Origin of the sequence: Streptomyces sp. NPDC003456 (assembly GCF_042878735.1) — a bacterium.
In the GTDB taxonomy this organism is placed as follows: Bacteria; Actinomycetota; Actinomycetes; order Streptomycetales; family Streptomycetaceae; genus Streptomyces.
This window is the reverse complement of record NZ_JBIAOK010000005.1, coordinates 587,176-611,242: the sequence shown is the minus strand read 5'-3', so window position 1 is coordinate 611,242 and position 24,067 is coordinate 587,176. Positions and strand designations below refer to the sequence as shown.

At 72.0% G+C, this 24,067-nt stretch carries 18 protein-coding genes; 10 read left to right on the top strand and 8 right to left on the bottom strand.

The genetic code is table 11. The features are described 5' to 3' along the window. Window positions 1–6 precede the first annotated feature (6 nt). The 7 genes from ACFYWG_RS23725 to ACFYWG_RS23695 all read right to left on the bottom strand — a co-directional run bounded on the left by ACFYWG_RS23725 (window position 7) and on the right by ACFYWG_RS23695 (window position 10,072). Window positions 7–1,788, bottom strand: a complete 1,782-nt coding sequence (locus tag ACFYWG_RS23725; protein ID WP_389203366.1) for a CocE/NonD family hydrolase — start codon at window positions 1,786–1,788, stop codon at window positions 7–9. A 147-nt stretch (window positions 1,789–1,935) separates the two neighbouring features. Next, window positions 1,936–2,868: an LD-carboxypeptidase gene (locus ACFYWG_RS23720; RefSeq protein ID WP_389203363.1), complete on the bottom strand. Its 933-nt coding sequence runs from the start codon at window positions 2,866–2,868 to the stop codon at window positions 1,936–1,938. Then, a complete protein-coding gene (locus ACFYWG_RS23715; RefSeq protein WP_383508744.1) occupies window positions 2,865–4,829 on the bottom strand; it encodes a prolyl oligopeptidase family serine peptidase in 1,965 nt (654 codons plus the stop codon). The genes ACFYWG_RS23720 and ACFYWG_RS23715 overlap by 4 nt, the downstream gene beginning before the upstream one ends. Window positions 4,830–4,833: 4 nt before the next feature. After that, the gene (locus ACFYWG_RS23710) at window positions 4,834–6,147 is read right to left on the bottom strand and encodes a M20/M25/M40 family metallo-hydrolase (RefSeq protein WP_385415215.1); all 1,314 of its coding nucleotides are present in this window, start codon (window positions 6,145–6,147) and stop codon (window positions 4,834–4,836) included. After that, complete coding sequence (locus tag ACFYWG_RS23705) at window positions 6,140–6,973, bottom strand: M55 family metallopeptidase (protein ID WP_383508739.1); 834 nt, start codon at window positions 6,971–6,973, stop codon at window positions 6,140–6,142. Before ACFYWG_RS23705 ends, ACFYWG_RS23710 begins: the two co-directional genes overlap by 8 nt. A 118-nt stretch (window positions 6,974–7,091) precedes the next feature. After that, window positions 7,092–9,476 (bottom strand): MFS transporter, encoded by a 2,385-nt coding sequence (locus tag ACFYWG_RS23700; RefSeq protein ID WP_389203360.1) that lies wholly within the window; start codon window positions 9,474–9,476, stop codon window positions 7,092–7,094. A gap of 152 nt (window positions 9,477–9,628) precedes the next feature. Continuing rightward, the gene (locus ACFYWG_RS23695; RefSeq protein ID WP_376324069.1) at window positions 9,629–10,072 is read right to left on the bottom strand and encodes an SRPBCC family protein; all 444 of its coding nucleotides are present in this window, start codon (window positions 10,070–10,072) and stop codon (window positions 9,629–9,631) included. Window positions 10,073–10,243: 171 nt separating this feature from the next. On the opposite strand from ACFYWG_RS23695, the gene ACFYWG_RS23690 reads away from it, so the two are divergent. The 3 genes from ACFYWG_RS23690 (at window position 10,244) to ACFYWG_RS23680 (ending at window position 13,649) form a co-directional block, all read left to right on the top strand. Beyond that, complete coding sequence (locus ACFYWG_RS23690; protein WP_389203357.1) at window positions 10,244–11,284, top strand: Rv2578c family radical SAM protein; 1,041 nt, start codon at window positions 10,244–10,246, stop codon at window positions 11,282–11,284. A gap of 137 nt (window positions 11,285–11,421) precedes the next feature. Then, window positions 11,422–13,020: an alpha/beta hydrolase gene (locus tag ACFYWG_RS23685; protein WP_383508732.1), complete on the top strand. Its 1,599-nt coding sequence runs from the start codon at window positions 11,422–11,424 to the stop codon at window positions 13,018–13,020. 56 nt (window positions 13,021–13,076) lie between these two features. Next, window positions 13,077–13,649 (top strand): GNAT family N-acetyltransferase, encoded by a 573-nt coding sequence (locus tag ACFYWG_RS23680; protein WP_389203355.1) that lies wholly within the window; start codon window positions 13,077–13,079, stop codon window positions 13,647–13,649. Window positions 13,650–13,713: 64 nt separating this feature from the next. Here ACFYWG_RS23680 and ACFYWG_RS23675 read toward each other — a convergent pair whose 3' ends face one another. After that, entirely contained in the window at window positions 13,714–14,289 is a 576-nt protein-coding gene (locus tag ACFYWG_RS23675; protein ID WP_376324063.1) for an adenylosuccinate lyase, read from the bottom strand. A gap of 396 nt (window positions 14,290–14,685) precedes the next feature. Here ACFYWG_RS23675 and ACFYWG_RS23670 point away from each other — a divergent pair, with 396 nt between their 5' ends. From ACFYWG_RS23670 to ACFYWG_RS23640, 7 genes are all read left to right on the top strand, one after another. Next, complete coding sequence (locus ACFYWG_RS23670; protein WP_383508726.1) at window positions 14,686–16,491, top strand: 3-hydroxyacyl-CoA dehydrogenase family protein; 1,806 nt, start codon at window positions 14,686–14,688, stop codon at window positions 16,489–16,491. Window positions 16,492–16,627: 136 nt separating this feature from the next. Then, window positions 16,628–17,437, top strand: a complete 810-nt coding sequence (locus tag ACFYWG_RS23665; RefSeq protein ID WP_376324059.1) for a TetR family transcriptional regulator — start codon at window positions 16,628–16,630, stop codon at window positions 17,435–17,437. A 382-nt stretch (window positions 17,438–17,819) separates the two neighbouring features. Continuing rightward, window positions 17,820–19,163 carry a crotonyl-CoA carboxylase/reductase gene (gene ccrA, locus ACFYWG_RS23660; RefSeq protein WP_389203352.1) on the top strand — a complete coding sequence of 448 codons (1,344 nt, stop codon included), beginning with the start codon at window positions 17,820–17,822 and terminating at the stop codon, window positions 19,161–19,163. Window positions 19,164–19,181: 18 nt separating this feature from the next. Continuing rightward, the gene (locus ACFYWG_RS23655; RefSeq protein WP_389203350.1) at window positions 19,182–21,230 is read left to right on the top strand and encodes a protein meaA; all 2,049 of its coding nucleotides are present in this window, start codon (window positions 19,182–19,184) and stop codon (window positions 21,228–21,230) included. After that, complete coding sequence (locus ACFYWG_RS23650) at window positions 21,227–22,189, top strand: HpcH/HpaI aldolase/citrate lyase family protein (RefSeq protein WP_383508716.1); 963 nt, start codon at window positions 21,227–21,229, stop codon at window positions 22,187–22,189. Before ACFYWG_RS23655 ends, ACFYWG_RS23650 begins: the two co-directional genes overlap by 4 nt. Window positions 22,190–22,193: 4 nt before the next feature. Further along, window positions 22,194–22,706 carry a MaoC family dehydratase gene (locus ACFYWG_RS23645; RefSeq protein WP_383321913.1) on the top strand — a complete coding sequence of 171 codons (513 nt, stop codon included), beginning with the start codon at window positions 22,194–22,196 and terminating at the stop codon, window positions 22,704–22,706. A 2-nt stretch (window positions 22,707–22,708) separates the two neighbouring features. Then, entirely contained in the window at window positions 22,709–23,914 is a 1,206-nt protein-coding gene (locus ACFYWG_RS23640) for an acyl-CoA dehydrogenase family protein (protein WP_055619373.1), read from the top strand. The last annotated feature ends 153 nt before the right edge of the window (window positions 23,915–24,067 follow it).

The window sequence follows — 24,067 nt, the reverse complement described above, 5'->3', positions numbered from 1 at the left end:
GCCCGTTCAGGACGTGACGGCCGGCAGCCGCAGGACGCCGGTGTCGCCGGGTGTGCTGACCACCGTCACGGGCTTGGTGCCCTGGTTGCCGAAGTAGGCGCCGTCGCCGGCGGCGATCACGAAGCGCAGCCGGTGCCCGGTGTCGTAGCGGTGCACGATGCCGGGGAGGGTGACGGTGAAGCTGCGGGTGACGTCCGGTACGCGGACCGGGGCGACCAGGCGGCGCACCAGGGTGCGGGTGCCGTCGGGGGCGATGTCGTAGACCTTGGCGAAGAGCACCAGCTTGCCGGCCGCGTCGGCGGAGTCCTGGGTGCGTTCGGCCTGCGGGGAGTGCACCCTCAGCGTGGCGCGCGGGGCGCCGACGACGTCGAGGGGCCGCGGGAGCGGTGCGCTGGTCCAGGCGAGGTGGGTGCCCCGGGTGTCGCGCGGGGGCCCGTCGCGCAGGCCGAGGAGCCCGGCCAGGGAGCTCTCCGAATGGCTCGTGGGGATGGGCCCGTTGGTGTAGCGGCGGGCGCCCGGGACCACCTCGCTGCGGTGGTCGACGAGTCTGCCGTCGCCGGACAGGTGGAAGGTGCGGGTGAGCCCGGGGAGGCGGTCGGCGGTGGCGTAGGCGCGGTCCGGGTCGGTGATCCAGTCACGGCGGTAGGCGAAAGCGGGCCCGGTATCGGTGCGGGTATGCCCGCGCAGATGGCGGTCGAACCAGGCCAGGACGCGCCGGCCGACGTAGCCGGCCTCCAGATCGCCGGTGACCAGGTCGAGTTCGCCGCTGCCCGGGCCGGCCCGCCCGCCGCTGTGCCCCCAGGACTGCCAGATCATCTTCACGGGGGTGCCCTGGGCGCGCAGGGTCCGGTAGGTCGCCGCGGCCTCGTTGAGGTTGAACAGGGTGTCGGCCTGGCCCTGGACGAGCAGGGTGGGCGTGCGGACGCGGTGCAGGTACGACACCGGGGAGACCCGGCGGGCGAAGGCCAGCAGCTCGGCGGTGCGGTCAGCCGGAAAGCGACCGGAGTTGAGCGTGTGGACGGTGCGGCACGCCTCGGTGACGAAGTGCAGGCAGGTCAGGGAGTTGACGCGGGAGGGGTCCAGGTTCGGCTGGAGCAGCGGCTGCCCCTCCCCGATGAGGTAGAAGCCGTTGGTCCACTGCCACTTGAAGGCGCCGGGGACGTCCCCGGCGCCCACGGCGTTGTTCGGGGCCAGGGAGTACGCCAGGTCGTGCCAGGTGATCATCGGCACGAGCGCGTCGAGGCGGTGGTCGACGGAGGCCGTCGCCAGCTGGACGGCGCCGCCGTAGGAACCGCCGATCATGCCGACGCGGGGGTCGCCGGGGGCGTCGAGGGTGACGAAGTCGGCAGTGGTGCCGTCGTCGGCGGCGCGCTCGCCGGCCAGGAAGTCGACGAGCCGGGAGGCGGCGGCACCGTCGATCTCCGGGTCGTCGAGGGAGACGAGGCAGCCGCTGCGGCCGAACCCGAGCCCGGAGTAGACCAGGGTGACGTAGCCGCGCCGGGCGAAGGCCTTGCCGATGCTGTCGGTCGAACCGTCCGACTTGCTCCCGCCGAAGCCGTTCGTGCCGAGCACGGCGGGTGCCGGGTGGTCCCGGTCGGTTCCGGTGGGCCGGTACAGGTCGGCGTCCACCGCGCAGGACCGGTCCCCGGCCCGGACGGTGAACCGCAGCGGCGTGACGGTGTAGGGGTCGGCCGCGGCGGCGGGGGGCACGAGGACCAGCGGGGCGGCGAGGGCGGCGCCCAGGGCGAGGGCGAGCGGTGCGCGGAACCTGGGCGCGCGTCGGGACACACGGACCTCCACGGTGGGGGGCGGCGACACCCGGCCAATGGGATACCGACCAGTAGGTACCGGTCGGTTGTCATGGTGTGACACGTGTCAAGAGGCGTCAATCACCGAAACGAGGGTTTCTCGACGGCATGTCGGCAGCGGCCCGCGTCAGCCCAGCGCCGGTGCGTCGAGCGTCAACGTCCCGGCGTCGGCGTCCAGTTCGGCCACCACGCCGAGCGGCAGGGTCAGCGCGCCCTCGCCGTGGCCGAACCCGAACTCCTCCACGACGGGGACGCCGAGCCCACCGAGCCGGTCCCGCAGGACCGTCCGCACGTCCTCGTACGGGCCGCAGGCCTCCCAGGAGCCCAGCAGGATCCCCGTGGTGCCGTCCAGCCAGCCCGTGCGCAGGAGTTGGGTCAGGTACCGGTCCAGCCGGTAGGGGCTCTCGGCCACGTCCTCCAGGAGCAGCAGGCCGCCGCGGGCGCCCGGCCGGGCGTGCGGCGTGCCGAGGTCGCTGGCGAGCAGGCTCAGGCAGCCGCCCAGGGTGACGCCCCGGGCCCGGCCGGGAACCAGCGCGCGGCCGCCCGGGGGCACGGCGGAGACGGTCCGCACGGACTCCGGCTCGAAGAGCGTGGCCCGCAGGTGATCCTGGGCCCGGGCGTGCTTGAGGAAGTCGACCCCCGCGGCGGCGGGACCGTACAGGGTGACCAGGCGCAGGTGGGTGGCGAAGGCCTGGTGCAGGACGGTGACGTCGCTGAACCCGGCGAACACCTTGGGGCCCGCCGCCCGCATGGCGTCCCAGTCGACCAGGTCGACCATGCGCTGGGCGCCGTACCCGCCCCGGGCGCAGAACACCGCCGCGACGGCCGGATCGCACCAGGCGTGTTCGAGGTCGGCGGCGCGCTGTGCGTCCGTGGCGGCCAGGTAGCCCAGGGTGCGGTCCCGGCCGAGCACATGCGGCGCCACGACGGGGTCGAGGTCCCAGCCCCGCAGGATGTCCAGCCCCGCCTGGAGCCGCTCCTCGGGGACCGGACCGCTGGGGGCCACGACGGCCACGCGGTCGCCGGGGGCGAGCCGGGGCGGCCGGACGAGCGGCCTCACCGGTCGAGCTCCAGGGTCGGGACACCGGGCGGGTGCAGCCCGAACACCTGCGCGTAAAGGGAGAGTTCCGCTTCCAGGGCGCGCACCATGGTGTCGGCCCGGCGGAATCCGTGTCCCTCCCCCTCGAAGGCGAGGTAGGCGTGCGGCACGTTCCGGCCCGCGAGCCGGGCCAGGAACCGCTCGCACTGGACGGGCGGGCAGATGACGTCGTCCAGGCCCTGGAGGAGCAGGAACGGCACCGTCAGGCGGTCGGCGTGCGCGGCGGGCGAGCGCTCCTCGTAGCGGGCCGGCACCTCGGCGAGCGGCCCGATGAGGCTCTCCAGGTACTGCGACTCGAAGTCGTGGGTCTCGCCGCTGCCCCACCCGGCGAGGTCCAGGATGGGGTACTTGATGGTGCCGCAGGCGTAGACGCCGGTCGTGGTGAGCGAGGCGGCCGCGGTCCAGCCGCCCGCGCTGCCACCGCGCACGGCGAGCCGGCCGCGGTCGGCGGTGCCCTCCTCGGCGAGGGCCAGGGCGACGGCGGCGCAGTCCTCCACGTCCACCACGCCCCACTGCTCGCGCAGCCGCTCCCGGTACGGGCGGCCGTACCCGGTCGAGCCGCCGTAGTCGACCTCGGCGACGCCGATGCCGCGGGAGGTGAAGTAGGCGATCTCCAGGTCGAGCACCAGCGCGGCGCGGCCGGTGGGCCCGCCGTGCGCCCAGACGACGTAGGGCGGCAGTTCGTCACCGGGCGCCACGCAGCCGGGGTGGTGCGGCGGGTAGACGTGGGCGTGGATGTCCCGCCCGTCGGGGCCGGTGAAGGTGCGGATCTGCGGTTCGGGGTAGTACGCGGGGTCGACGGCGTCGTCGTGCTCGGCGCCGACGACCCGGGCGTGCCCGGTGCGGGCGTCGAGTTCGACGACCTCGTGGGCGCTGCGCGGGCTGGCCCCGACGGAGACGACCCGGTCGCCGTGGGCGGCGAGGGTGGGGGCGAACTCGGTCCAGGGGCCCGCCGCGTCGACCACCTCGCCGGTCTCGGGGTCGAGGATCCCGAGGACCGCGGCGCCGCGGCCGTGCACGACGGCGATCAGGCCGCTCTCCAGCGGGGCGAACCATCGCGATCCGAGCTTCCACAGCGGGCCGGCGAACTCCTCCTCGCGCGGGCACACGGGCTCGCCGTCGAGGTAGAGGTTCCACCAGCCGGTGCGGTCGCTCGCGTACAGCAGGCGGCCGTCGTGGGTGAAGGCGGCCTGGGGAATGGACTCGTCCGGACCGCCGGCCACGGTCCGGGGGGCCCGCAGGGTGCCGTCCGGGCCGACGTCGGCGAGGATCAGCTCGGTGCCGTCCCACGGCATGCGCGGGTGGTCCCAGCCGAGCCAGGCGGCCCGCCGGCCGTCCGGGGAGAGCCGCACCCCGGTGACGAACCGGTGCGCCGGGCCCGTGAGTTCGCGCACGGCCCGCCGGTCCCCGGCCGCGGAACCGTCGAGGGGGACGGCGGCCAGGACCCGCCGGACGTCGGTGGGGCCGTCACCGGTGAACTCCTCCAGCACGCACCACACTTCGCCCCGGTCGGGCCGCAGCAGCGGCTCGGCCCAGCGCAGGCCGCCGCCCACCGCGGACACGGGCGTCAGCGGGCGGGGCTCGCTCCCGGGCTCCCAGCGGTACAGGCGCTGGTCGGCGAAGTTCACGAACACCACCAGCGGGCCCGGTGCGCCCGGGAGCGCGGCCCAGGGGTGCCCGCCGTACTCGATGACCCGGCTGCGCACGTTCCACGGCGCGGGCAGCACCGCCTCCTCGCGGCCGTCGGCGTGCCGGCGCACCAGGGTGCGCCGCCCGCCCTCGGCGGGGCGCGGCTCGGTCCACCACACCTCGTCGCCGACGAAGTCCACGTACTCCGGGTGCCCGTCGTGCGCGGCGGCCGTCGCCGCGTCGATGGGCGAGGGCCACGCCCCGTACGCCAGCGTCCGCACCGTCTCCCCCACTCGTTCAGACCGTCCGCAGGAAGCGGTCGAGCACGCGGACGCCGAAGTGCAGCGCCTCGACCGGTACCCGCTCGTCGACCCCGTGGAACATGGCGGCGTAGTCGTAGCCCTCCGGGAGCCTGAGCGGGGTGAAACCGTAGCCGGTGACGCCCAGGCGTGAGAACTGCTTGGCGTCCGTGCCGCCGGACATGCAGTAGGGCACGACGTGCCCCTCCGGGGCGAACTCCTCGATCGCCGCGCGCATCCGGGCGTACGTCGGGGAGTCCAGCGGCGACTCCAGGGCGACCTCGCGGTGGTGGAACTCCCAGTCCACGTCCGGCCCGGTGAGCCGGTCGAGAGTGCCGCGGAACTCGTCCTCGCCGCCGGGCAGGAACCGGCCGTCCACGTACGCGACGGCCTCGCCGGGGATGACGTTCACCTTGTAACCGGCGTCCATCATGGTCGGGTTGGCGCTGTTGCGCACGGTCGACTCGACGAGCTTGGCGGCGGGGCCGAGCTTGCGCAGCAGGGTGTCGACGTCGGACAGGTCGCTGTCGATGCCGTAGAGCGCGGCGAGTTCGGCGAGTGCCGCGCGGACGGTCGCGGTGGGCCGCAGGGGCCACTCGTGCTCGCCGATGCGGGTGACGGCGGCCGCGAGCCGGGTCACGGCGTTGTCCCGGTTGACCTTGGAGCCGTGCCCGGCGCGTCCGCGTGCGGTGAGCTTCAGCCAGGCCGTGCCGCGCTCCCCGGCGGCGATGGGGTAGATCTGCCGGCCGTTGCCGTCGTGGAAGGTGAAGGCCCCCGATTCGCTGATGCCCTCCGTGCAGCCCTCGAACAGGTCCGCGTGCCGGTGGACGAGGAATCCCGCGCCGTCCTCGGCGCTGGCCTCCTCGTCGGCGGTGAAGGCGACGACGATGTCCCGGCGGGGCCGTACGCCCAGGCGGGCCCAGGCGCGCACGACGGACAGGATCATCGCGTCCATGTTCTTCATGTCGACGGCGCCGCGCCCCCAGACCACCCCGTCGCGGACCTCGCCCGAGAAGGGGTGCACGCTCCAGTCGGCGGCCGCCGCGGGCACGACGTCGAGATGGCCGTGGAGCAGCAGCGCGTCGGCCGACGGGTCGGTGCCCTCGATGCGGGCGACCACGTTGGTCCGGCCCTCGGTGCGCTCCAGCAGCGTCGGTTCGACTCCGGCCTCGGCCAGGCGTGCGGCGGCGTACTCGGCGGCGGGCCGCTCCCGGCAGTCGCCGCCGCCCCGGTTGGTGGTGTCGATGCGGATCAGGTCGGACGTGTAGGCCACGACCTCGTCCAGCGCCTGCGCGTCCACCTGGTCAGCCATACTGCTCCTCCACCGCGGCCGCGACGATCGTGGTGACCGCCTTGAAGGTGCGGATGCCCTCGTACATGGTCCCGCTCGTGTACGCCACCTTCCGTTCCGCGATCCGGTCCACACCCGGCACGACGGTGGCGGCCATCGCCAGGTGCTCGGCGTCGAACTCGACGGCGATGGTGAACGGGCCTTCGCGCACCGGTTCGTGACGGACCGCCAGGGCGGCGGCCTCCTTCGCCGCGGCCCGGATGTCCGCGGCGGTGCGGGCGGGTGTGCGGCACACGGCCGCGTACCGGGACACGTGGTCCTTGACGGCGACCTTCAGCGCCTCCGGGGCGTAGCCCAGCGCGTCCTCGCAGGCCACGTCGTCGCCGGTGACCAGCACCACGGGCACCCCGAACTCGGCGGCGACGTGCGCGTTGAGGAGCCCCTCGCTCGCCCGGACGTCGTCGAGCCACACGCCCGTGATGGAGTTGGCGAGGTAGGTGTGGGCCAGGACGCCCTCCATGCCGGCGCCCGCGTGGTACCCGACGAACGCGATGCCGTCGACGTCGCCGTGCTGCACGCCCTCCACCATGGACAGCGCCTTGTGCCGGCCGGTGAGCATGGCGGCCCGTTCGTCCAGCTGCTCCAGCAGCAGGTTGCGCATCGTCGCGTGCGCTTCGTTGATGATCACCTCGTCGGCGCCGCCGTCGTAGAACCCGAGCACGGCGGCGTTGACGTCGGAGGTGAACAGCGCGCGGCAGCGCTCCCATGGGGAGGCGCCGGGGATCACGTCGTCCGGCCAGGTGACGCCGGTGGCGCCCTCCATGTCTGCGCTGATGAGGATTCTCATGACGAGCCGTCCCGGATGGAGATCTTCATGGTTCGTCACGTTACGCGCTGCGGGCGCAACCGGCTACGACGCGGTCCCGGCCGCACGGGCGGGGCGGGCGCTGGTCGCCGTGCCTGGTTCAGTCCTCGTGGCCGAGTTGCAGATCCCGCTCGGTGCGCCCGCCTCCGGCCACCTGCAGCACGGTGGCGACCGGGGGGTAGCCGGCGGCGATGACGGTGTACTCGCCGGAGGACAGGTCGACGAAGCGGAACGTGCCGTCGGGGCCGGTGGTGAGGGTGTCGACGACGTTGCCCGCGACGTCGAGCAGGGTGACGCGGGCGTCCTCCACGGGCCGTCCGCCGCCGGCGCGGACGGTGCCGCGCAGGACGGCGCCGCCGGCCAGTTCGATGTCCCGGCGGGTCTCGCGCGCCGCCTGGACCGTGACGGGCAGCGCGGCGGGGCGGAAGGCGGGGGCGCTGGCGGCGAGGGTGTACTCGCCGGCCACCAGCTCGGTGATGACGTAGCCGCCCTCCCGGCCGCTGCGGGTGGTGGCCACGACCTCGCCGTGCACGTTGGTGAGGGTGACGGTGGCCTCCCGCACGGGTGTTCCGTCGGCGGTCACCACGCTGCCGACGAGGTTGCCGGCACCGCCCAGGACGATGTCGAGTTCGACGGGCCGTTCGCCCACGGTCACGGAGACGGCCTGCGGCTGGTGGCCGCCGGCCGCGGCGATCAGCACGTAGGAGCCGGGGCCGGGGGTGGCCAGCGCGTACCGGCCGTCCTCGCCGCTCGCGCCGCGCCCGGTCTGCTGTCCGGTGACGTCGATGAGGGTGAGCGCCGCGCGCGGCACGACGGTCCCGTCGGGGTGCTGCACCGAGCCGCAGACGGGGACGCCGCCGGCGTACGCGGCGCGCGCGGGCGGGACCGGGGCGGTCCCCCGTGCCGTGTCCGGGTCGGTCAGCGAGGCGTTGTGGGACACCAGGGGTTTCTCCTTGAGGAAGAAGGCGATGACCAGTCCGAGGACCAGCACCGGCACCAGGTAGAGGAAGATCCGCGGCATGGCGTCGGCGTAGGCCCGGATGTAGCCGTCGCGCAGGGCCGGGGGCAGGGCGTGCACCAGCTGCGGTGTGATGGCCTCGGGGTCGGGGAGGCCGCCGCCGGCGGGGAGCTCCTCGGCCAGTGCGTCGGCGAGCCGGTCGGCGAACAGGGTGCCGAAGACGGCGGCCCCGACGCTGCCGCCGATCTGCCGGAAGTAGTTGCCGGCGCTGGTGGCGGTGCCCAGGTCGGCGGGGCGCACCGAGTTCTGCACGGCCAGGACGAGCACCGGCATCACCAGGCCGAACCCCGCGCCGAGGACGGCCATCCAGACGCTGTAGTGCAGCCGGGGCGTGTCGGCCTCCAGCCGCGACAGCAGCCACATGCCGGCGACGGAGAGGAGGCCGCCGAGGACGGGGTAGAGCCGGTAGCGGCCGGTGTGGGTGATGAGCTGCCCCGAGACGACGGAGGCGCCGACGATGCCGGCCATCATCGGCAGCATGAGCAGGCCCGACTCGGTGGCGGAGGCCCCGTCGACCATCTGCAGATAGGTCGGCAGGTAGCTCGCCGCGCCGAACAGTGCGACGCCGACCACCAGGCCCACCAGGCCGGTGACGTTGAAGACGGAGTCGCGGAACAGCCGCAGGGGGATGAGGGGTTCGACGGCGAACCGCTCGACGACCAGGAAGAGCACGGTGGCCGCCGCCGCTCCCGCGGCCAGGCCCAGGATGACCCGCGAGCCCCAGGCGTGTTCGGTGCCGCCCCAGCTCGTCAGCAGTACCAGGCAGGTGGAGGCGGCGGTCAGCAGCAGCGCGCCGAGGACGTCGAAGCGGGCCCGGACGGCGGGCTTGGGCAGTTCGAGGGCGACCGCGACGACGGCGGACGTGACGATGCCGAAGGGGACGTTGATGTAGAAGCACCAGCGCCAGGAGAGGTGGTCGGTGAAGTAGCCGCCGAGGAGCGGACCGGCCACCGAGGCGAGGCCGAAGGAGGCGCCGATCAGCCCCATGTAGCGCCCGCGCTGCCGGGGCGGCACGATGTCGGCGATGATCGCCTGGACGCCGATCATGAGCCCGCCCGCGCCGACGCCCTGCAGGGCGCGGAAGGCGATCAGCTGGTCCATGGTCTGCGCGCGGCCCGCGAGGGCGGAGCCGGCCACGAAGACGACGATGGCGAACTGGAAGACGCCCTTGCGGCCGAGCAGGTCGCCGAGTTTGCCGTAGATCGGCAGCCCGACCGTGGCGGTGAGCAGGTAGGCCGTGATCGCCCAGGACATGCGGTCCAGGCCGTGCAGCTCGCCGACGATCTTCGGCAGCGCCGTGGCGACGATCATCTGCTCCAGGGCGGCCAGGAGCAGGGCCATCATGAGCGCGAAGAAGACCAGCCGGACCCGCTGCGGGGCCGGTTCGGCTCCCGGATCCGGCGGCGGCGCGGGGGTGCCGGCAGGCGCCACCGCCGGTTCGTCCTGCGTCAGAGTGATCCCGCCCACCCACCGCTCCCCTCGTCACGTGCCGCACAATTCCCGCGTAAAAGCGACAACTACGAGCAAGCGCGACGAGTTACGGCACAGGAGCGAACCGCACGGCAATCACTCGAACCGGTGAGGCCCTCAACAGGCCCTCCCGAGTGGACTTTTGGGGGCTACTTCTCGACCTCGGCGGCGAGCCGGGCGAGCACCGCGTCGTAGATGCGGCCGAGGCCCTTGGGGGCGAAGGTCTTCTCGAAGAAGCCGCCGATGCCGCCGGCACCCGTCCACGTGGTGGTCACGACGACCCGAGACCTGCCCTCACCGGCCGGGGTGACGCGCCAGGTGGTGACCATGGAGGAGTTGCGGTCCTTCTCGACGAGTTCGCCGTCGGTGGGCTCGGTGACCTCCAGGAGGCAGTCGCGCACCCGCTTGCTGGTGGCCTGGAGCTTCCAGTGCACCAGGGTGCCCTCGCCGTCCCCGCCCTCGCGCACCTCGTACTCGCTGAACTGCTCGGGCAGCAGCTTCGCGCGCGTGCCGCTGTAGTCGGCGAGGGCGTCGAACACCGTCTCCGCGTCCGCCGCGACGATCCGCTCCGTAGTGGCTTCGACCTGCGCCATCGCTTTCCTCCAGGACCTGGTTGATCGGGGGGTCGGGGCAAGCCAACCACCCCGCCGCGCGGCCCCCCAAATCGGGGTGGCACAACCCGGTCGCACCCGTTCGGAAAACAGCCTCGCACGATCAAGGGAACATCTGTTCTATTGTGGGGGCAGTGCTACCGAGGAGGCGTCATGCGCTGGGAGAACCTCACCGTGGACCCCGAACACGGCCGGGCCGACGCCGCGCTGTTCGGCGCGGACGCGGTGACGACCCGGACCTTCGACACGCCGGAGTTCGCGGGGATCACCTTCCACGAGATCCGGGCGAGGTCGATCATCAACCGGGTGCCCGCGGTGTCGCGGATGTCGTTCCAGTGGACGGTCAACCCCTACCGGGGGTGCTCCCACGCGTGCGTGTACTGCTTCGCGCGCAAGACGCACAGCTACCTCGACCTCGACACGGGCTTGGACTTCGACAGCCAGATCGTCGTCAAGACCAACGCGCCCGAGCTGCTGCGGCGGCAGCTCGCCTCGCCCCGCTGGCACGGCGAGCACATCGCGATGGGCACCAACGTCGACTGCTACCAGCGCGCCGAGGGCCGCTACCGGCTGATGCCGGGCATCGTCGCGGCCCTGCGCGACCACGCCAATCCGTTCTCCGTGCTGACCAAGGGCACCCTGATCCTGCGCGACCTGGACCTGATCAGGCAGGCGGCCGAGGTGACCGACGTCGGCATCTCGGTCTCGGTCGGCTTCACCGACCAGGAGCTGTGGCGCACCGTCGAACCGGGGACACCGGCGCCGGAGCGGCGCCTGGAGGTCGTCCGCGCCTTCGGCGAGCACGGCATCGGCTGCGGTGTGCTGATGGCGCCGGTGATCCCGTTCCTGAGCGACCGACCGGACCAACTCCGCGCGACGGTACGGGCGATAGCGGACTCCGGGGCGACGTCCGTGACCCCGCTGGTGCTGCATCTGCGGCCCGGCGCCCGCGAGTGGTTCATGACCTGGCTGGGGCGGCACCACCCGTATCTGGTGCCGCGCTACCAGCGGCTGTACGCGGACGGCTCCTACGCGCCGAAGTGGTACCAGCGCCGGATCACCCGCCAGGTGCACGAGCTGGCGCAGGAGTACGGGATCGGGCCCACGCCCGCGGGCACGCCGCGGCGGATCCGGCCGCCCGAGCCGGCGGAGGAGCCGCCGGTGTCCGGGCCCACCCAACTTTCGCTTCTTTAGGAGCATTCGAGCGCATCCGACGATCCAATCGGGTCATGAGTTTTACGGAATGAGTTCTTCCGGGAGCGGTTTCCGGGACGATGCGGCGAGGACGGTGACCCTCGCGGGCCTCGATCCCGCCGTCCTGGGAGGACTCCATGAGAAAACGCGCAGCCGCGCTGTGCGGCGCCGCCGTCGTCATGGCCGGGACCTTCACGGCCGTTCCCGCCGAGGCGAGCGCACCCAGTACCGCCCACCCGACCCCGCAGACCGCGAAGCTCAGCTGGAAGAACTGCGCCACCGAGAACTACCCGACGCTGCAGTGCGCGTCCCTGAAGGTGCCGCTGGACCACCGCAGGCCGCAGGGGAAGAAGATCACCCTCGCCCTGTCCCGCGTCCCGCACACCGCCCGCACCTACCAGGGCCCCTTGCTGGTCAACCCCGGCGGTCCCGGCGGCAGCGGCCTGACGCTCGCCGGGTTCGTCGCCTCGTCCCTGCCCGCGAAGGTCGCGGCCCAGTACGACGTCATCGGCTTCGACCCGCGCGGCGTGGGGGCCAGCAAGCCCGCGCTGGACTGCAAGCCGGGCCACTTCGACCCGGTCCGGCCGAACTCGCTTCCCTCGACGCGCGCGATCGAGAGGGCCAACCTCGACCGCGCCAAGTCCTTCGCCGCCGCCTGCGGGAAGAAGTACGGGCACCTCCTGCCGTACATCAACACCACCAGCGCCGTGCGCGACATGGACGCGATCCGCGGCGCGCTCGGCGCCAGAAAGATCAACTACTTCGGCTACTCGTACGGCACCTACCTGGGCGCGGTCTACGCCCGGTACTTCCCCGAGCGGGTCCGGCGCCTGGTGCTGGACTCCGTCGTCGACCCGACCGACGTCTGGTACGAGGCCAACCTCAACCAGGACGTCGCCTTCGACGACCGCCACCGCGCCTTCCTGGCCTGGGTCGCCGAGCACGACAGCACCTACCGGCTCGGCACCGACCCGGACAAGGTCGAGGCCAGGTGGTACGCCATGCGCGCGGCCCTGGCGAAGAAGCCGGCCGACGGCACGGTGGGCGCCTCGGAGCTGGAGGACACCTTCATCCCCGGCGGCTACTACAACGGCTACTGGCCGCTGCTGGCCGAGGCGTTCGCGGCGTACGCGAACGGCAAGGACGACGGGCCGCTGGTCGAGGCGTACGAGAGCTTCGGCGCGGTCGACGCCTCCGGCGACAACGGGTACAGCGTCTACACCTCGGTCCAGTGCCGGGACGCGGGCTGGCCGCGCGACTGGCGGCAGTGGCGCAAGGACAACTGGGCGGTGTACCACAAGGCGCCTTTCATGACCTGGAACAACGCCTGGTACAACGCGCCGTGCGCGTTCTGGCCGACCGAGTCGCTGCGCCCGGTGAACGTAGCGAACGGCAAGCTGCCGCCGGTGCTGCTCTTCCAGGCGACCGGCGACGCGGCCACCCCGTACCAGGGAGCCGTCACGACCCGCCGGCTGCTGGCCCGTTCCAGCCTGGTGGTCGAGCGGGGCGGCGGCAACCACGGCATCACGCTGAGCGGAAACGCCTGCCTGGACGAGCACTTGGCGGCCTACCTCGCGGACGGCACCGTGCCGCGCGGTCACGGCGAGGCGGACGCGGTGTGCGACGCGCTGCCCGATCCGGAGCCCGGCGCGGCCGGCACCTCGGCCTCGGCCCGGGGGACGTCGGCCTTCTCGAAGGGCTCGGCGCTGCACGGCCTGCTCGGCTTCCGCCACTGAGCGGCTGACGGGCCGCCGGGGGCGGACGCCGTCGGTGCGTGGGCCATCATGGGCCCATGAGCGAACCGACGAGCGTGCCCGCCCCCGGCGGTGCCCGCCCCCCGCACGGTGTGCGCATCCGTGAGATGACGCCCGCCGACTGCGGGCGGGTCGCGGAGATCCGGACCCGCGGCTGGCAGCACGCCTACCGCGGCATGATGCCGCAGGCGTATCTCGACGGGCTCAGCGTCGCGCAGGACGCGGAGCGGCGGCGCGCGTTGCTCGCCCGGGGCGAGGACGGTGTGCGGAACCTGGTCGCCGAGGACGCCGCCGGCGAGGTGGTGGGCTGGGCCTGCTTCGGCCCGCACCGGGACGGTCGAGTCCGCACCCGGGACGCAGAGTTGTACGCCGTCTACGTCCATCCCGACCGGCTGGGGCGGGGCGCCGGGCGGGCGCTGGTCGCGGAGTCGGTGGCGCGGTGCGCCGCCACGGGCCACGGCCGCATGTTCCTGTGGGTGCTCAGGGACAACGACCGGGCCCGCCGCTTCTACGCCCGGGCCGGCTTCCGCCCGGACGGCGCCGAGGAGTCCTCCGAGGTGGACGGCGTCGCGGTGCCCGAAGTGCGGTACGCCAGGCCCCTGTCCCGCTGACCGCCCCTAGCGCCTGGCGGCGTGAGGCCGGCGCCCGCCGCCCCCGCCGCACGACGCCGTGGTCTCACCGCTGAGCGGGGATGCGGCCCAAAGCCCGTACCGCCGCCTCGGCCAGTGCCGGGTGGGCGAGGGCCTCGTTCAGCACCGGGCGGGCCCGGTCGTCCCCCAGCGCCCCCAGACCGTCCACGCAGGCCAGGGCGACACGGCGGTAGGGGTCGTGCGGGCGCAACCGCCGCCGCAGGGTGGTGATCAGGGCCGGTACGGCCTCCGGTGCCCGCAGGTCGACCAGGAGCCGCACCGGGTGCAGGGCGTAGGCGACGCGCAGTTCGTTGGTCGCGAGGGCGGCGGCGGCACGCGCGGTGCGCGGGTCGCCGAGCCGGGCGAGTGCGTGCGCCGCGGAGGCGCAGCGCGGCGGATCACGGTGGTTGAGCAGCAGCACCAGCGACTCGAAGGCCCGCCGGTCCCCCGCCAGGCCCAGCCGGAAGGCGGCCAGTTCCCGCGCCCACAGCGGCTGCCCGGGTTCGGTCAGCACCGCCGCGAGCGCGTCGGGGTCGTCGGTCGCCACGAGCCGCTCGAACGCCGGCGTGCCTCCGGACTCCCGCCGTAAGCGCTCCGTGAGTGATCGCAACTCTTCGTCCATGACTGAGAGGTTAGGCGGGTCACGGGCCGTGCGGGACGTACATCACAAACACGAGGGGCTGGCGCGCTCGTTACCCGCCGGTTAAGCTCAGACGAGCGAGTTACCCACTCGCGACCCCTCATGACGGTCTGGTGACGCGGCCGCCGTGAGAGCAGTCGGTTCGGTGCCCCAGGCACCGCAGTACGACTCGGCCCCGGGACAGGGCCGGTCGGACGGCCGTTCCCCGCCGGGCGTTGCACGCCCGCTGAAGACGGCACCGGGCGTGTGCGCTTCGCAGCCCGGCCACACCCGCATCTCCTCACGCACCCGGTGCGTCCGCGACCCGGCTTCCGCCGGACCTCCCGCGGCGCACCCGGGACGCGTTTCCCGTCGTCACCCTCATCCTGGAGTCCCGCGATGGCCACTCCCCTTTCCGACTCGTCCCCGTCCCCGCTGCGCACCGTCGCCGTCGTCGGCCTCGGCACGATGGGCACCGGCATCGCCGAGGTCCTCGCCAAGGCCGGCCGCGAGGTCGTCGGCATCGACATCAGCGAGGCCCAGGCCGCCACGTGCGTCGCCGCCCTGGAGGCCTCCACCGCCCGCGGTGTGGAGCGCGGCCGGCTGACCGAGGAGGACCGCGCCGGGATCCTGGCCCGGGTGCGCACCTCCGCCGACCTGCGCGCCGCGGCCGACGCCGACCTGGTCATCGAGGTGGCCCCGGAGTCGTACGAGGTCAAGCAGCAGATCTTCCGGGAGCTCGACGCGATCGTGCGCCCGGAGACGATCCTGGCGACCGGCACCAACGCCCTGTCCGTCACGCGGCTCGCCGCCGACTCCGCGCGGCCCGAGCGGGTGCTGGGCCTGCACTTCTTCAACCCGGCGCCGGCGATGAAGCTGGTCGAGGTCGTCTCCTCGGTGCTGACCGCCCCCGCCGCCGTCACGGCCGTCACGAACCTCGCCCTCGACCTGGGCAAGGAGCCGGTCGCGGTCGGCGACCGGCCCGGGTTCGTCGCCGACGGCCTGCTGTTCGGCTACCTCAACCAGGCCGCCGCCATGTACGAGGCGAGGTACGCCTCGCGCGAGGACATCGACGCCGCGATGCGGCTGGGCTGCGGACTGCCCATGGGCCCGCTGGCGCTGCTGGACCTGATCGGCGTGGACACCGCGCGCACGGTCCTGGAGGCCATGTACGCCGCCTCCCACGACCGGCTGCACGCGCCGGCCCCGATCCTCAAGCAGCTCAGCGAGGCGGGCCTGACGGGCCGTAAGGCGGGGCGCGGCTTCTACACCTACGAGGCGCCGGGCAGCGCGGTCGTCGTGCCCGACGCGCTGACCCCGTCCGAGGGTGGGACGGCGGTCGCCGGCCGGACCGTCTCCTCGGTCGGCGTGGCCGGCTCGGGCACCATGGCCTCCGGGATCGCCGAGGTCTTCGCCAAGGCCGGCTACCGGGTCGTGCTGGCCGCGCGCAGCGAGGAGAAGGCGCAGAACGCCAAGGCCCGCATCGGCAAGTCCCTGGCCCGCTCGGTCGACAAGGGCCGCATGAGCGCCGAGGCCGCCGCCGAGACCCTGGACCGCATCACGGCCACGGGCTCCTACGAGGACTTCGCCGGCGTCGACCTGGCCCTGGAGGCGGTCGCCGAGGACCTGGAGGTCAAGCGGCAGCTGTTCGCCGCCCTGGACAAGGTCTGCAAGCCGGGCGCGATCCTGGCCACGACGACCTCCTCCCTGCCGGTCGTCGCCTGCGCCCGGGCAACCTCGCGTCCGCAGGACGTCATCGGGATGCACTTCTTCAACCCGGCGCCGGCCATGAAGCTGGTCGAGGTGGTCCGCACGGTGCTGACCGCCGACGACGTGCACGCCACCGTGCGCGAGGTCTGCGGCCGGATCCGCAAGCACGCCGTGGACTGCGGGGACCGGGCCGGGTTCATCGTGAACGCGCTGCTGTTCCCGTACCTCAACAACGCGATCAAGATGGTGCAGGAGCACTACGCCTCGCTCGACGACATCGACGCCGCGATGAAGCTCGGCGGCGGCTACCCGATGGGCCCCTTCGAGCTGCTGGACGTCGTCGGGCTGGACGTCTCGCTCGCCATCGAGAAGGTCCTGCACCGCGAGTTCCGCGACCCGGGTCTCGCCCCGGCGCCGCTGCTGGAGCACCTGGTGGCCGCGGGCTGCCTCGGCCGGAAGACAGGCCGCGGCTTCCGCGAATATGCCAAGCGCTGAGCGTCCCGGCGACTGGTTCGGGGCCGGGGCGGAGTGGGGCGGGCTGCTCGGCCCGGACCGGTCCGCCCCGCCCTCCGGCGGTGCCCGGTACCCGGGCCATGCGCACCGAGCTGCGCACATGCAGTACGTTCGGGGCATGTCCCAGCCCGCCAGGTCCTCACGTACACCCGCCACGGCCGACGCCCCGGAGAGCGCCGCCGGCTCCCGTGCCGCCGCCCAGCGGCTCAAGATGCGCCGGGAACTGGCGGCCGCCGCCATGGAGCTGTTCGCGACGAAGGGGTACGAGGCGACCACCGTCGACGAGATCGCCGCCCAGGCCGGGGTGGCCCGCCGGACGTTCTTCCGCCACTTCCGCTCCAAGGAAGAGGCGATCTTCCCCGACCACGACGACACCCTGATCCGCGCCGAGGCGGTGCTCAACGCGGCGCCCGCGCACGAGCATCCGCTCGACACCGTGTGCCGCGGCATCAAGGAGGTCATGCGGATGTACGCGGCCCGGCCGGAGATCTCGGTCGCCCGCTACAAGCTGACGCGCGAGGTGCCCACCCTGCGCGAGGCGGAGATCGCCTCGGTGGCGCGCTACGAGCGGCTGTTCACCCGCTACCTCCTCGGCCACTTCGACGAGCGGGCGCACGCCGACGACGCCAACGACGACCCGCTGCTGGCGGAGGTGGCCGCCTCCGCGGTGGTCACGGCCCACAACCACGTGCTGCGGCGCTGGCTCAGGGCCGGCGGTCAGGGCGACGTGGAGGCGCAGCTGGACCACGCGTTCGCGATCGTGCGCAAGACCTTCGGCAACGGCATCGGTGCCGGGCGCTCCGCGGAGCCGCAGCCGGCCGCGGCGACGGCCTCGACGCAGGGCGAGGTGCTGGTGACGGTCGCCCGCACCGACGCCCCGCTGGACGAGGTCATGCGGACCATCGAGCAGGCGCTCAAGGAGCGCTGAGCGGCTTCTCGCACTGTGATGACGGCCACCCCTCGGGGTGGCCGTTTTGGCATGTCAGGGGCTGTTTTGCAGCCCCTCGCCGACCCCGTTCGATCGATCATCGCTCATATGTTGCGTAAAGATTTCATCTGAGGGGAAGTTCTGGCACTCAGTGCCTTGCGGGGTGACACGCGGTGTCATACGTTGAAGGAGTCCGGACGACGTCCCGGCAGGCCGAACCCGCCTGCACGCCCGGACGCCTGCGTCACAGGCAACCTCCCGCGCCACCATGCGCTGCCGAACAGCACCACCGCCGAACCGACGGCACCCCTTCAACCCTCAGCAGCACCGACGTAACCATCGGCGCCCCTCCCTCAGGGCGCTCACCGCCGGAGGCAACACCGTGACCGTGAAGGACATCCTGGCCGCGATCCAGTCGCCCGACTCCACGTCGGAGGACTTCGCCGCCCTCCCGCTGCCCGAGTCGTACCGCGCGATCACCGTGCACAAGGACGAGACGGAGATGTTCGCCGGGCTCGCCACGCGCGACAAGGACCCCCGCAAGTCGATCCACCTGGACGAGGTGCCGCTGCCCGAGCTGGGCCCGGGCGAGGCGCTGGTGGCCGTCATGGCCTCGTCGGTCAACTACAACTCGGTGTGGACGTCGATCTTCGAGCCGCTGTCCACCTTCGGCTTCCTGGAGCGCTACGGCCGCACCAGCGAGCTGGCCAAGCGCCACGACCTGCCGTACCACATCATCGGCTCCGACCTCGCGGGCGTCGTGCTGCGCACCGGGCCGGGCGTCAACTCCTGGAAGCCCGGCGACGAGGTCGTCGCGCACTGCCTGTCCGTCGAGCTGGAGTCCAGCGACGGGCACAACGACACGATGCTCGACCCCGAGCAGCGCATCTGGGGCTTCGAGACGAACTTCGGCGGTCTGGCCGAGATCGCCCTGGTGAAGTCCAACCAGCTGATGCCCAAGCCCGACCACCTCAGCTGGGAGGAGGCCGCCGCCCCCGGCCTGGTCAACTCCACCGCCTACCGCCAGCTGGTCTCCCGCAACGGCGCCGGCATGAAGCAGGGCGACAACGTCCTGATCTGGGGCGCGAGCGGTGGACTGGGCTCCTACGCCACCCAGTTCGCCCTCGCCGGCGGCGCGAACCCGATCTGCGTCGTCTCCAGCGAGCAGAAGGCGGACATCTGCCGCGCGATGGGCGCCGAGGCGATCATCGACCGCACCGCCGAGGGCTACAAGTTCTGGAAGGACGAGAACACCCAGGACCCCAAGGAGTGGAAGCGCTTCGGCAAGCGCATCCGCGAACTCACCGGCGGCGAGGACATCGACATCGTCTTCGAGCACCCCGGCCGGGAGACCTTCGGCGCGTCCGTCTTCGTCACCCGCAAGGGCGGCACCATCACCACCTGCGCCTCCACCTCGGGCTACATGCACGAGTACGACAACCGCTACCTGTGGATGTCCCTCAAGCGCATCATCGGCTCGCACTTCGCCAACTACCGCGAGGCCTGGGAGGCCAACCGCCTCATCGCCAAGGGCAAGATCCACCCGACCCTGTCCAAGGTGTACTCCCTGGAGGACACCGGCCAGGCCGCCTACGACGTGCACCGCAACCTGCACCAGGGCAAGGTCGGCGTGCTGTGCCTGGCCCCCGAGGAGGGCCTGGGCGTGCACGACGAGGCCAAGCGCGCCCGGCACATCGACGCCATCAACCGCTTCCGGAACGTCTGAAGGCAGCGGAGGCCATAGATGACTGAGCGTCAGCCCGCCGAGGGCGAGCGGGAGAAGGACCGGCCGTGGCTCATGCGCACGTACGCCGGCCACTCCACGGCCGAGGCGTCCAACGAGCTGTACCGGCGCAACCTCGCCAAGGGCCAGACCGGCCTGTCGGTGGCGTTCGACCTGCCGACGCAGACCGGCTACGACTCCGACCACGTCCTCGCCCGCGGCGAGGTCGGCCGGGTCGGCGTGCCGATCGCGCACCTCGGTGACATGCGCCGGCTGTTCCAGGACATCCCCCTGGAGCAGATGAACACCTCGATGACCATCAACGCCACGGCCATGTGGCTGCTGGCGCTCTACCAGGTCGTCGCCGAGGAGCAGGGTGCCGACATCACCAAGCTCCAGGGCACGACCCAGAACGACATCGTCAAGGAGTACCTCTCCCGCGGCACGCACGTCTTCCCGCCGGGGCCGAGCCTGCGCCTGACGACGGACATGATCGCGTACACGGTCTCCCACATGCCGAAGTGGAACCCGATCAACATCTGCAGCTACCACCTGCAGGAGGCGGGCGCCACACCGGTCCAGGAGATCGCGTACGCGATGTCCACCGCCGTCGCCGTCCTGGACGCCGTGCGCGACTCCGGCCAGGTGCCGCCGGAGCGCATGGGCGATGTCGTCGCCCGCATCTCCTTCTTCGTGAACGCGGGCGTCCGCTTCATCGAGGAGATGTGCAAGATGCGCGCCTTCGGCCGCATCTGGGACCGCATCACCCGCGACCGGTACGGCATCGAGAACCCCAAGCAGCGCCGCTTCCGCTACGGCGTCCAGGTCAACTCCCTGGGCCTGACGGAGGCGCAGCCGGAGAACAACGTCCAGCGGATCGTGCTGGAGATGCTGGCCGTCACCCTCTCCAAGGACGCCCGCGCGCGTGCCGTGCAGCTGCCCGCGTGGAACGAGGCCCTGGGCCTGCCCCGCCCCTGGGACCAGCAGTGGTCGCTGCGCATCCAGCAGGTCCTGGCCTACGAGAGCGACCTGCTGGAGTACGACGACATCTTCGAGGGCTCGAAGGTGATCGAGGCGAAGGTGGACCGGCTCGTCGAGGAGGCGTCCGCCGAGATCGACCGCATCCAGGAGATGGGCGGCGCGATGGCGGCCGTCGAGTCCGGCTACCTCAAGTCGCAGCTGGTCGCCTCGCACGCCGAGCGGCGGGGCCGGATCGAGTCCGGCCAGGAGAAGATCGTCGGCGTCAACATCTTCGAGGGCACCGAGCCGAACCCGCTGACCGCCGACCTGGACACCGCGATCCAGACGGTCGACCCGGCGGTCGAGGCCCGGGTCGTGGCCGCGCTGCAGCAGTGGCGCGACAACCGCTACCAGCCGCCCTTCAACCACCCGCGGCCCTGCAAGGCCCTGGAACGGCTGAAGGACGCCGCGCGCGGCAACGAGAACCTCATGGAGGCCACCCTGGAGTGCGCCCGGGCCGGCGCCACGACCGGCGAGTGGGCCGGGGCGCTGCGCGAGGTGTTCGGCGAGTTCCGGGCGCCCACGGGTGTCTCCTCGGCGCCGGTGGCCGTCCCCGTCGAGGAGGGCAGCGCGCTGGACCTGGTGCGCCGCAAGGTGGACCTGACGGCGAAGGACCTGGGCGTGGGCAAGCTGCGCTTCCTGGTCGGCAAGCCGGGCCTGGACGGGCACTCCAACGGCGCCGAGCAGATCGCGGTGCGCGCGCGGGACGCCGGCTTCGAGGTGGTCTACCAGGGCATCCGGCTGACGCCCGAGCAGATCGTGGACGCGGCCCTCGCGGAGGACGTGCACGCGGTCGGGCTGTCCATCCTGTCCGGATCGCACGCCCAGCTGGTGCCGGACGTCCTCGAACGGCTGCGTGTGGCCGGTGCCACAGACATTCCGGTGATCGCCGGTGGCATCATCCCGAACGGTGATGCCGAGCAGCTCAGGGCAGCCGGAGTGGCCGCGGTCTTCACCCCGAAGGACTTCGACATCACCGGAATCATCGGCCGCATCGTCGACGAGATCCGGAAAGCGAACCAGCTCGACCCCCTGGAGGTCCCCGCATGACCACGGTCAACCGCCTTCGCCCCCGGCGTTCCTGCCTGGCGGTACCGGGCTCGAACCCGCGCTTCCTGGAGAAGGCCCAGGGCCTCCCGGCCGACCAGGTCTTCCTCGACCTGGAGGACGCCTGCGCCCCGCTGGCCAAGCCCGAGGCGCGGCACACCATCGTGAAGTTCCTCAACGAGGGCGACTGGACGGGCAAGACGCGGGTCGTGCGCGTCAACGACTGGACCACCGAGTGGACCTACCGCGACGTGGTCACCGTCGTCGAGGGCGCCGGCCCCAACCTCGACTGCATCATGCTGCCGAAGGTGCAGAACGCCCAGCAGGTCGTGGCGCTGGACCTGCTGCTGACGCAGATCGAGAAGACGATGGGCTTCGAGGTCGGCCGCATCGGCATCGAGGCGCAGATCGAGAACGCGCAGGGCCTGAACAACGTCAACGAGATCGCGCAGGCCTCCCCGCGCGTGGAGACCATCATCTTCGGCCCGGCCGACTTCATGGCCTCCATCAACATGAAGTCGCTGGTCGTGGGCGAGCAGCCGCCCGGCTACCCGGCGGACGCCTACCACTACATCCTGATGAAGATCCTGATGGCCGCCCGCGCCAACGATCTCCAGGCGATCGACGGCCCCTACCTGCAGATCCGCAACGTCGAGGGCTACCGCGAGGTCGCGCAGCGCGCCGCCGCGCTCGGCTTCGACGGCAAGTGGGTGCTGCACCCGGGCCAGGTCGAGGCGTCCAACGAGATCTTCTCGCCGTCCCAGGAGGACTACGACCACGCCGAGCTGATCCTGGACGCATACGACTACTACACGTCCGAGGCGGGCGGCAAGAAGGGCTCGGCGATGCTCGGCGACGAGATGATCGACGAGGCCAGCCGCAAGATGGCCCTGGTCATCTCCGGCAAGGGGCGCGCGGCCGGCATGCAGCGCACCAGCAAGTTCGAGATCCCGGAGGCCTGAGCCGATGCAGTTCGGACGCACCTACGAGGAGTTCGAGGTCGGCGCGACGTACAAGCACTGGCCGGGCAAGACGGTCACGGAGTACGACGACCACCTGTTCTGTCTCCTCACCATGAACCACCACCCGCTCCACATGGACACGAACTATGCGGAGAAGACGACCGACTTCGGCAAGAACGTCGTGGTGGGCAACTACATCTACTCGCTGCTGCTCGGCATGTCCGTGCCCGACATCTCCGGCAAGGCCATCGCCAACCTGGAGATCGAGTCGCTCAAGCACGTGGCGCCGACCTTCCACGGCGACACGGTCTACGGCCAGACGACCGTGCTCGACAAGTGGCCGTCGAAGTCGAAGGACGACCGCGGCATCGTCTACGTCGAGACCAAGGGCTACAAGCAGGACGGCACGCTGGTCTGCGTGTTCCGCCGCAAGGTGATGGTGCCGACCGAGACGTACATCAAGGAGCGCGGCGGCGAGCAGCCCGGCCGCCCGGAGCTGCGAGAGCAGGAGAAGTAGTCATGGCGCGACTCGCCCAGACAGCCGGTCTGACGGACGTCCAGCAGGAGATCCTGTCCACCGTCCGGGACTTCGTGGACAAGGAGATCATTCCGGTCGCCACGGAGCTGGAGCACCGCGACGAGTACCCGCAACAGATCGTCGACGGGCTGAAGGAGTTGGGCCTGTTCGGCCTGATGATCCCCGAGGAGTACGGCGGTCTGGGCGAGTCGCTCCTGACGTACGCGCTGTGCGTCGAGGAGATCGCGCGCGGCTGGATGTCGGTGTCCGGCATCATCAACACCCACTTCATCGTGGCGTACATGCTCAAGCAGCACGGCACGCAGGAGCAGAAGGACCACTTCCTGCCGCGCATGGCGGCCGGCGACATCCGGGGCGCGTTCTCGATGTCGGAGCCGGGCCTGGGCTCGGACGTGTCCGCGATCACGTCCAAGGCGGTGAAGGACGGCGAGGAGTACGTCCTGAACGGCCAGAAGATGTGGCTGACGAACGGCGGAACCTCGTCCCTGGTCGCCGTTCTGGTCCGAAGTGACGAAGGTCACCCCGAGGGCACGGCGCCCCACAAGTCGATGACCACCTTCCTGGTCGAGAAGGAGCCCGGGTTCGGCGAGGTCCGCCCCGGCCTCACCATCCCCGGCAAGATCGACAAGATGGGCTACAAGGGGGTCGACACCACCGAGCTCATCATGGATGGCCTGCGGATTCCCGCCGACCGCGTGCTCGGCGGGGTCACCGGCCGCGGCTTCTACCAGATGATGGACGGCGTCGAGGTCGGCCGCGTGAACGTGGCGGCGCGTGGCTGCGGCGTCGCGCAGCGTGCGTTCGAACTGGGTGTGCAGTACGCGCAGCAGCGGCACACCTTCGGCAAGCCGATCGCCCAGCACCAGGCGATCCAGTTCAAGCTGGCCGAGATGGCTACCAAGGTCGAGGCCGCGCATGCGATGATGGTGAACGCGGCACGCAAAAAGGACTCCGGGGAGCGAAACGACCTCGAGGCTGGGATGGCGAAGTACCTCGCCTCCGAGTACTGCAAGGAGGTCGTCGAGGACGCCTTCCGGATCCACGGCGGCTACGGCTTCTCCAAGGAGTACGAGATCGAGCGCCTCTACCGCGAGGCGCCGATGCTGCTGATCGGTGAAGGTACCGCCGAGATCCAGAAAATGATCATCGGCAGGCGGCTGCTCGAAGAGTATCGATTCCAGGGCTAGATGTCCGGATACGGGGTGTTTTCTTGGAGAAGAAGATCACACCCCGTCAGCACCCTTCAGCCGCCGACTCGGCAGCCTGGCTTACCCAGTTCGGGCCGCGAGCCGCTACGATCGCCGGAAAGCCGCCGTCCCCCGTCAGAGTGCGGCATCATC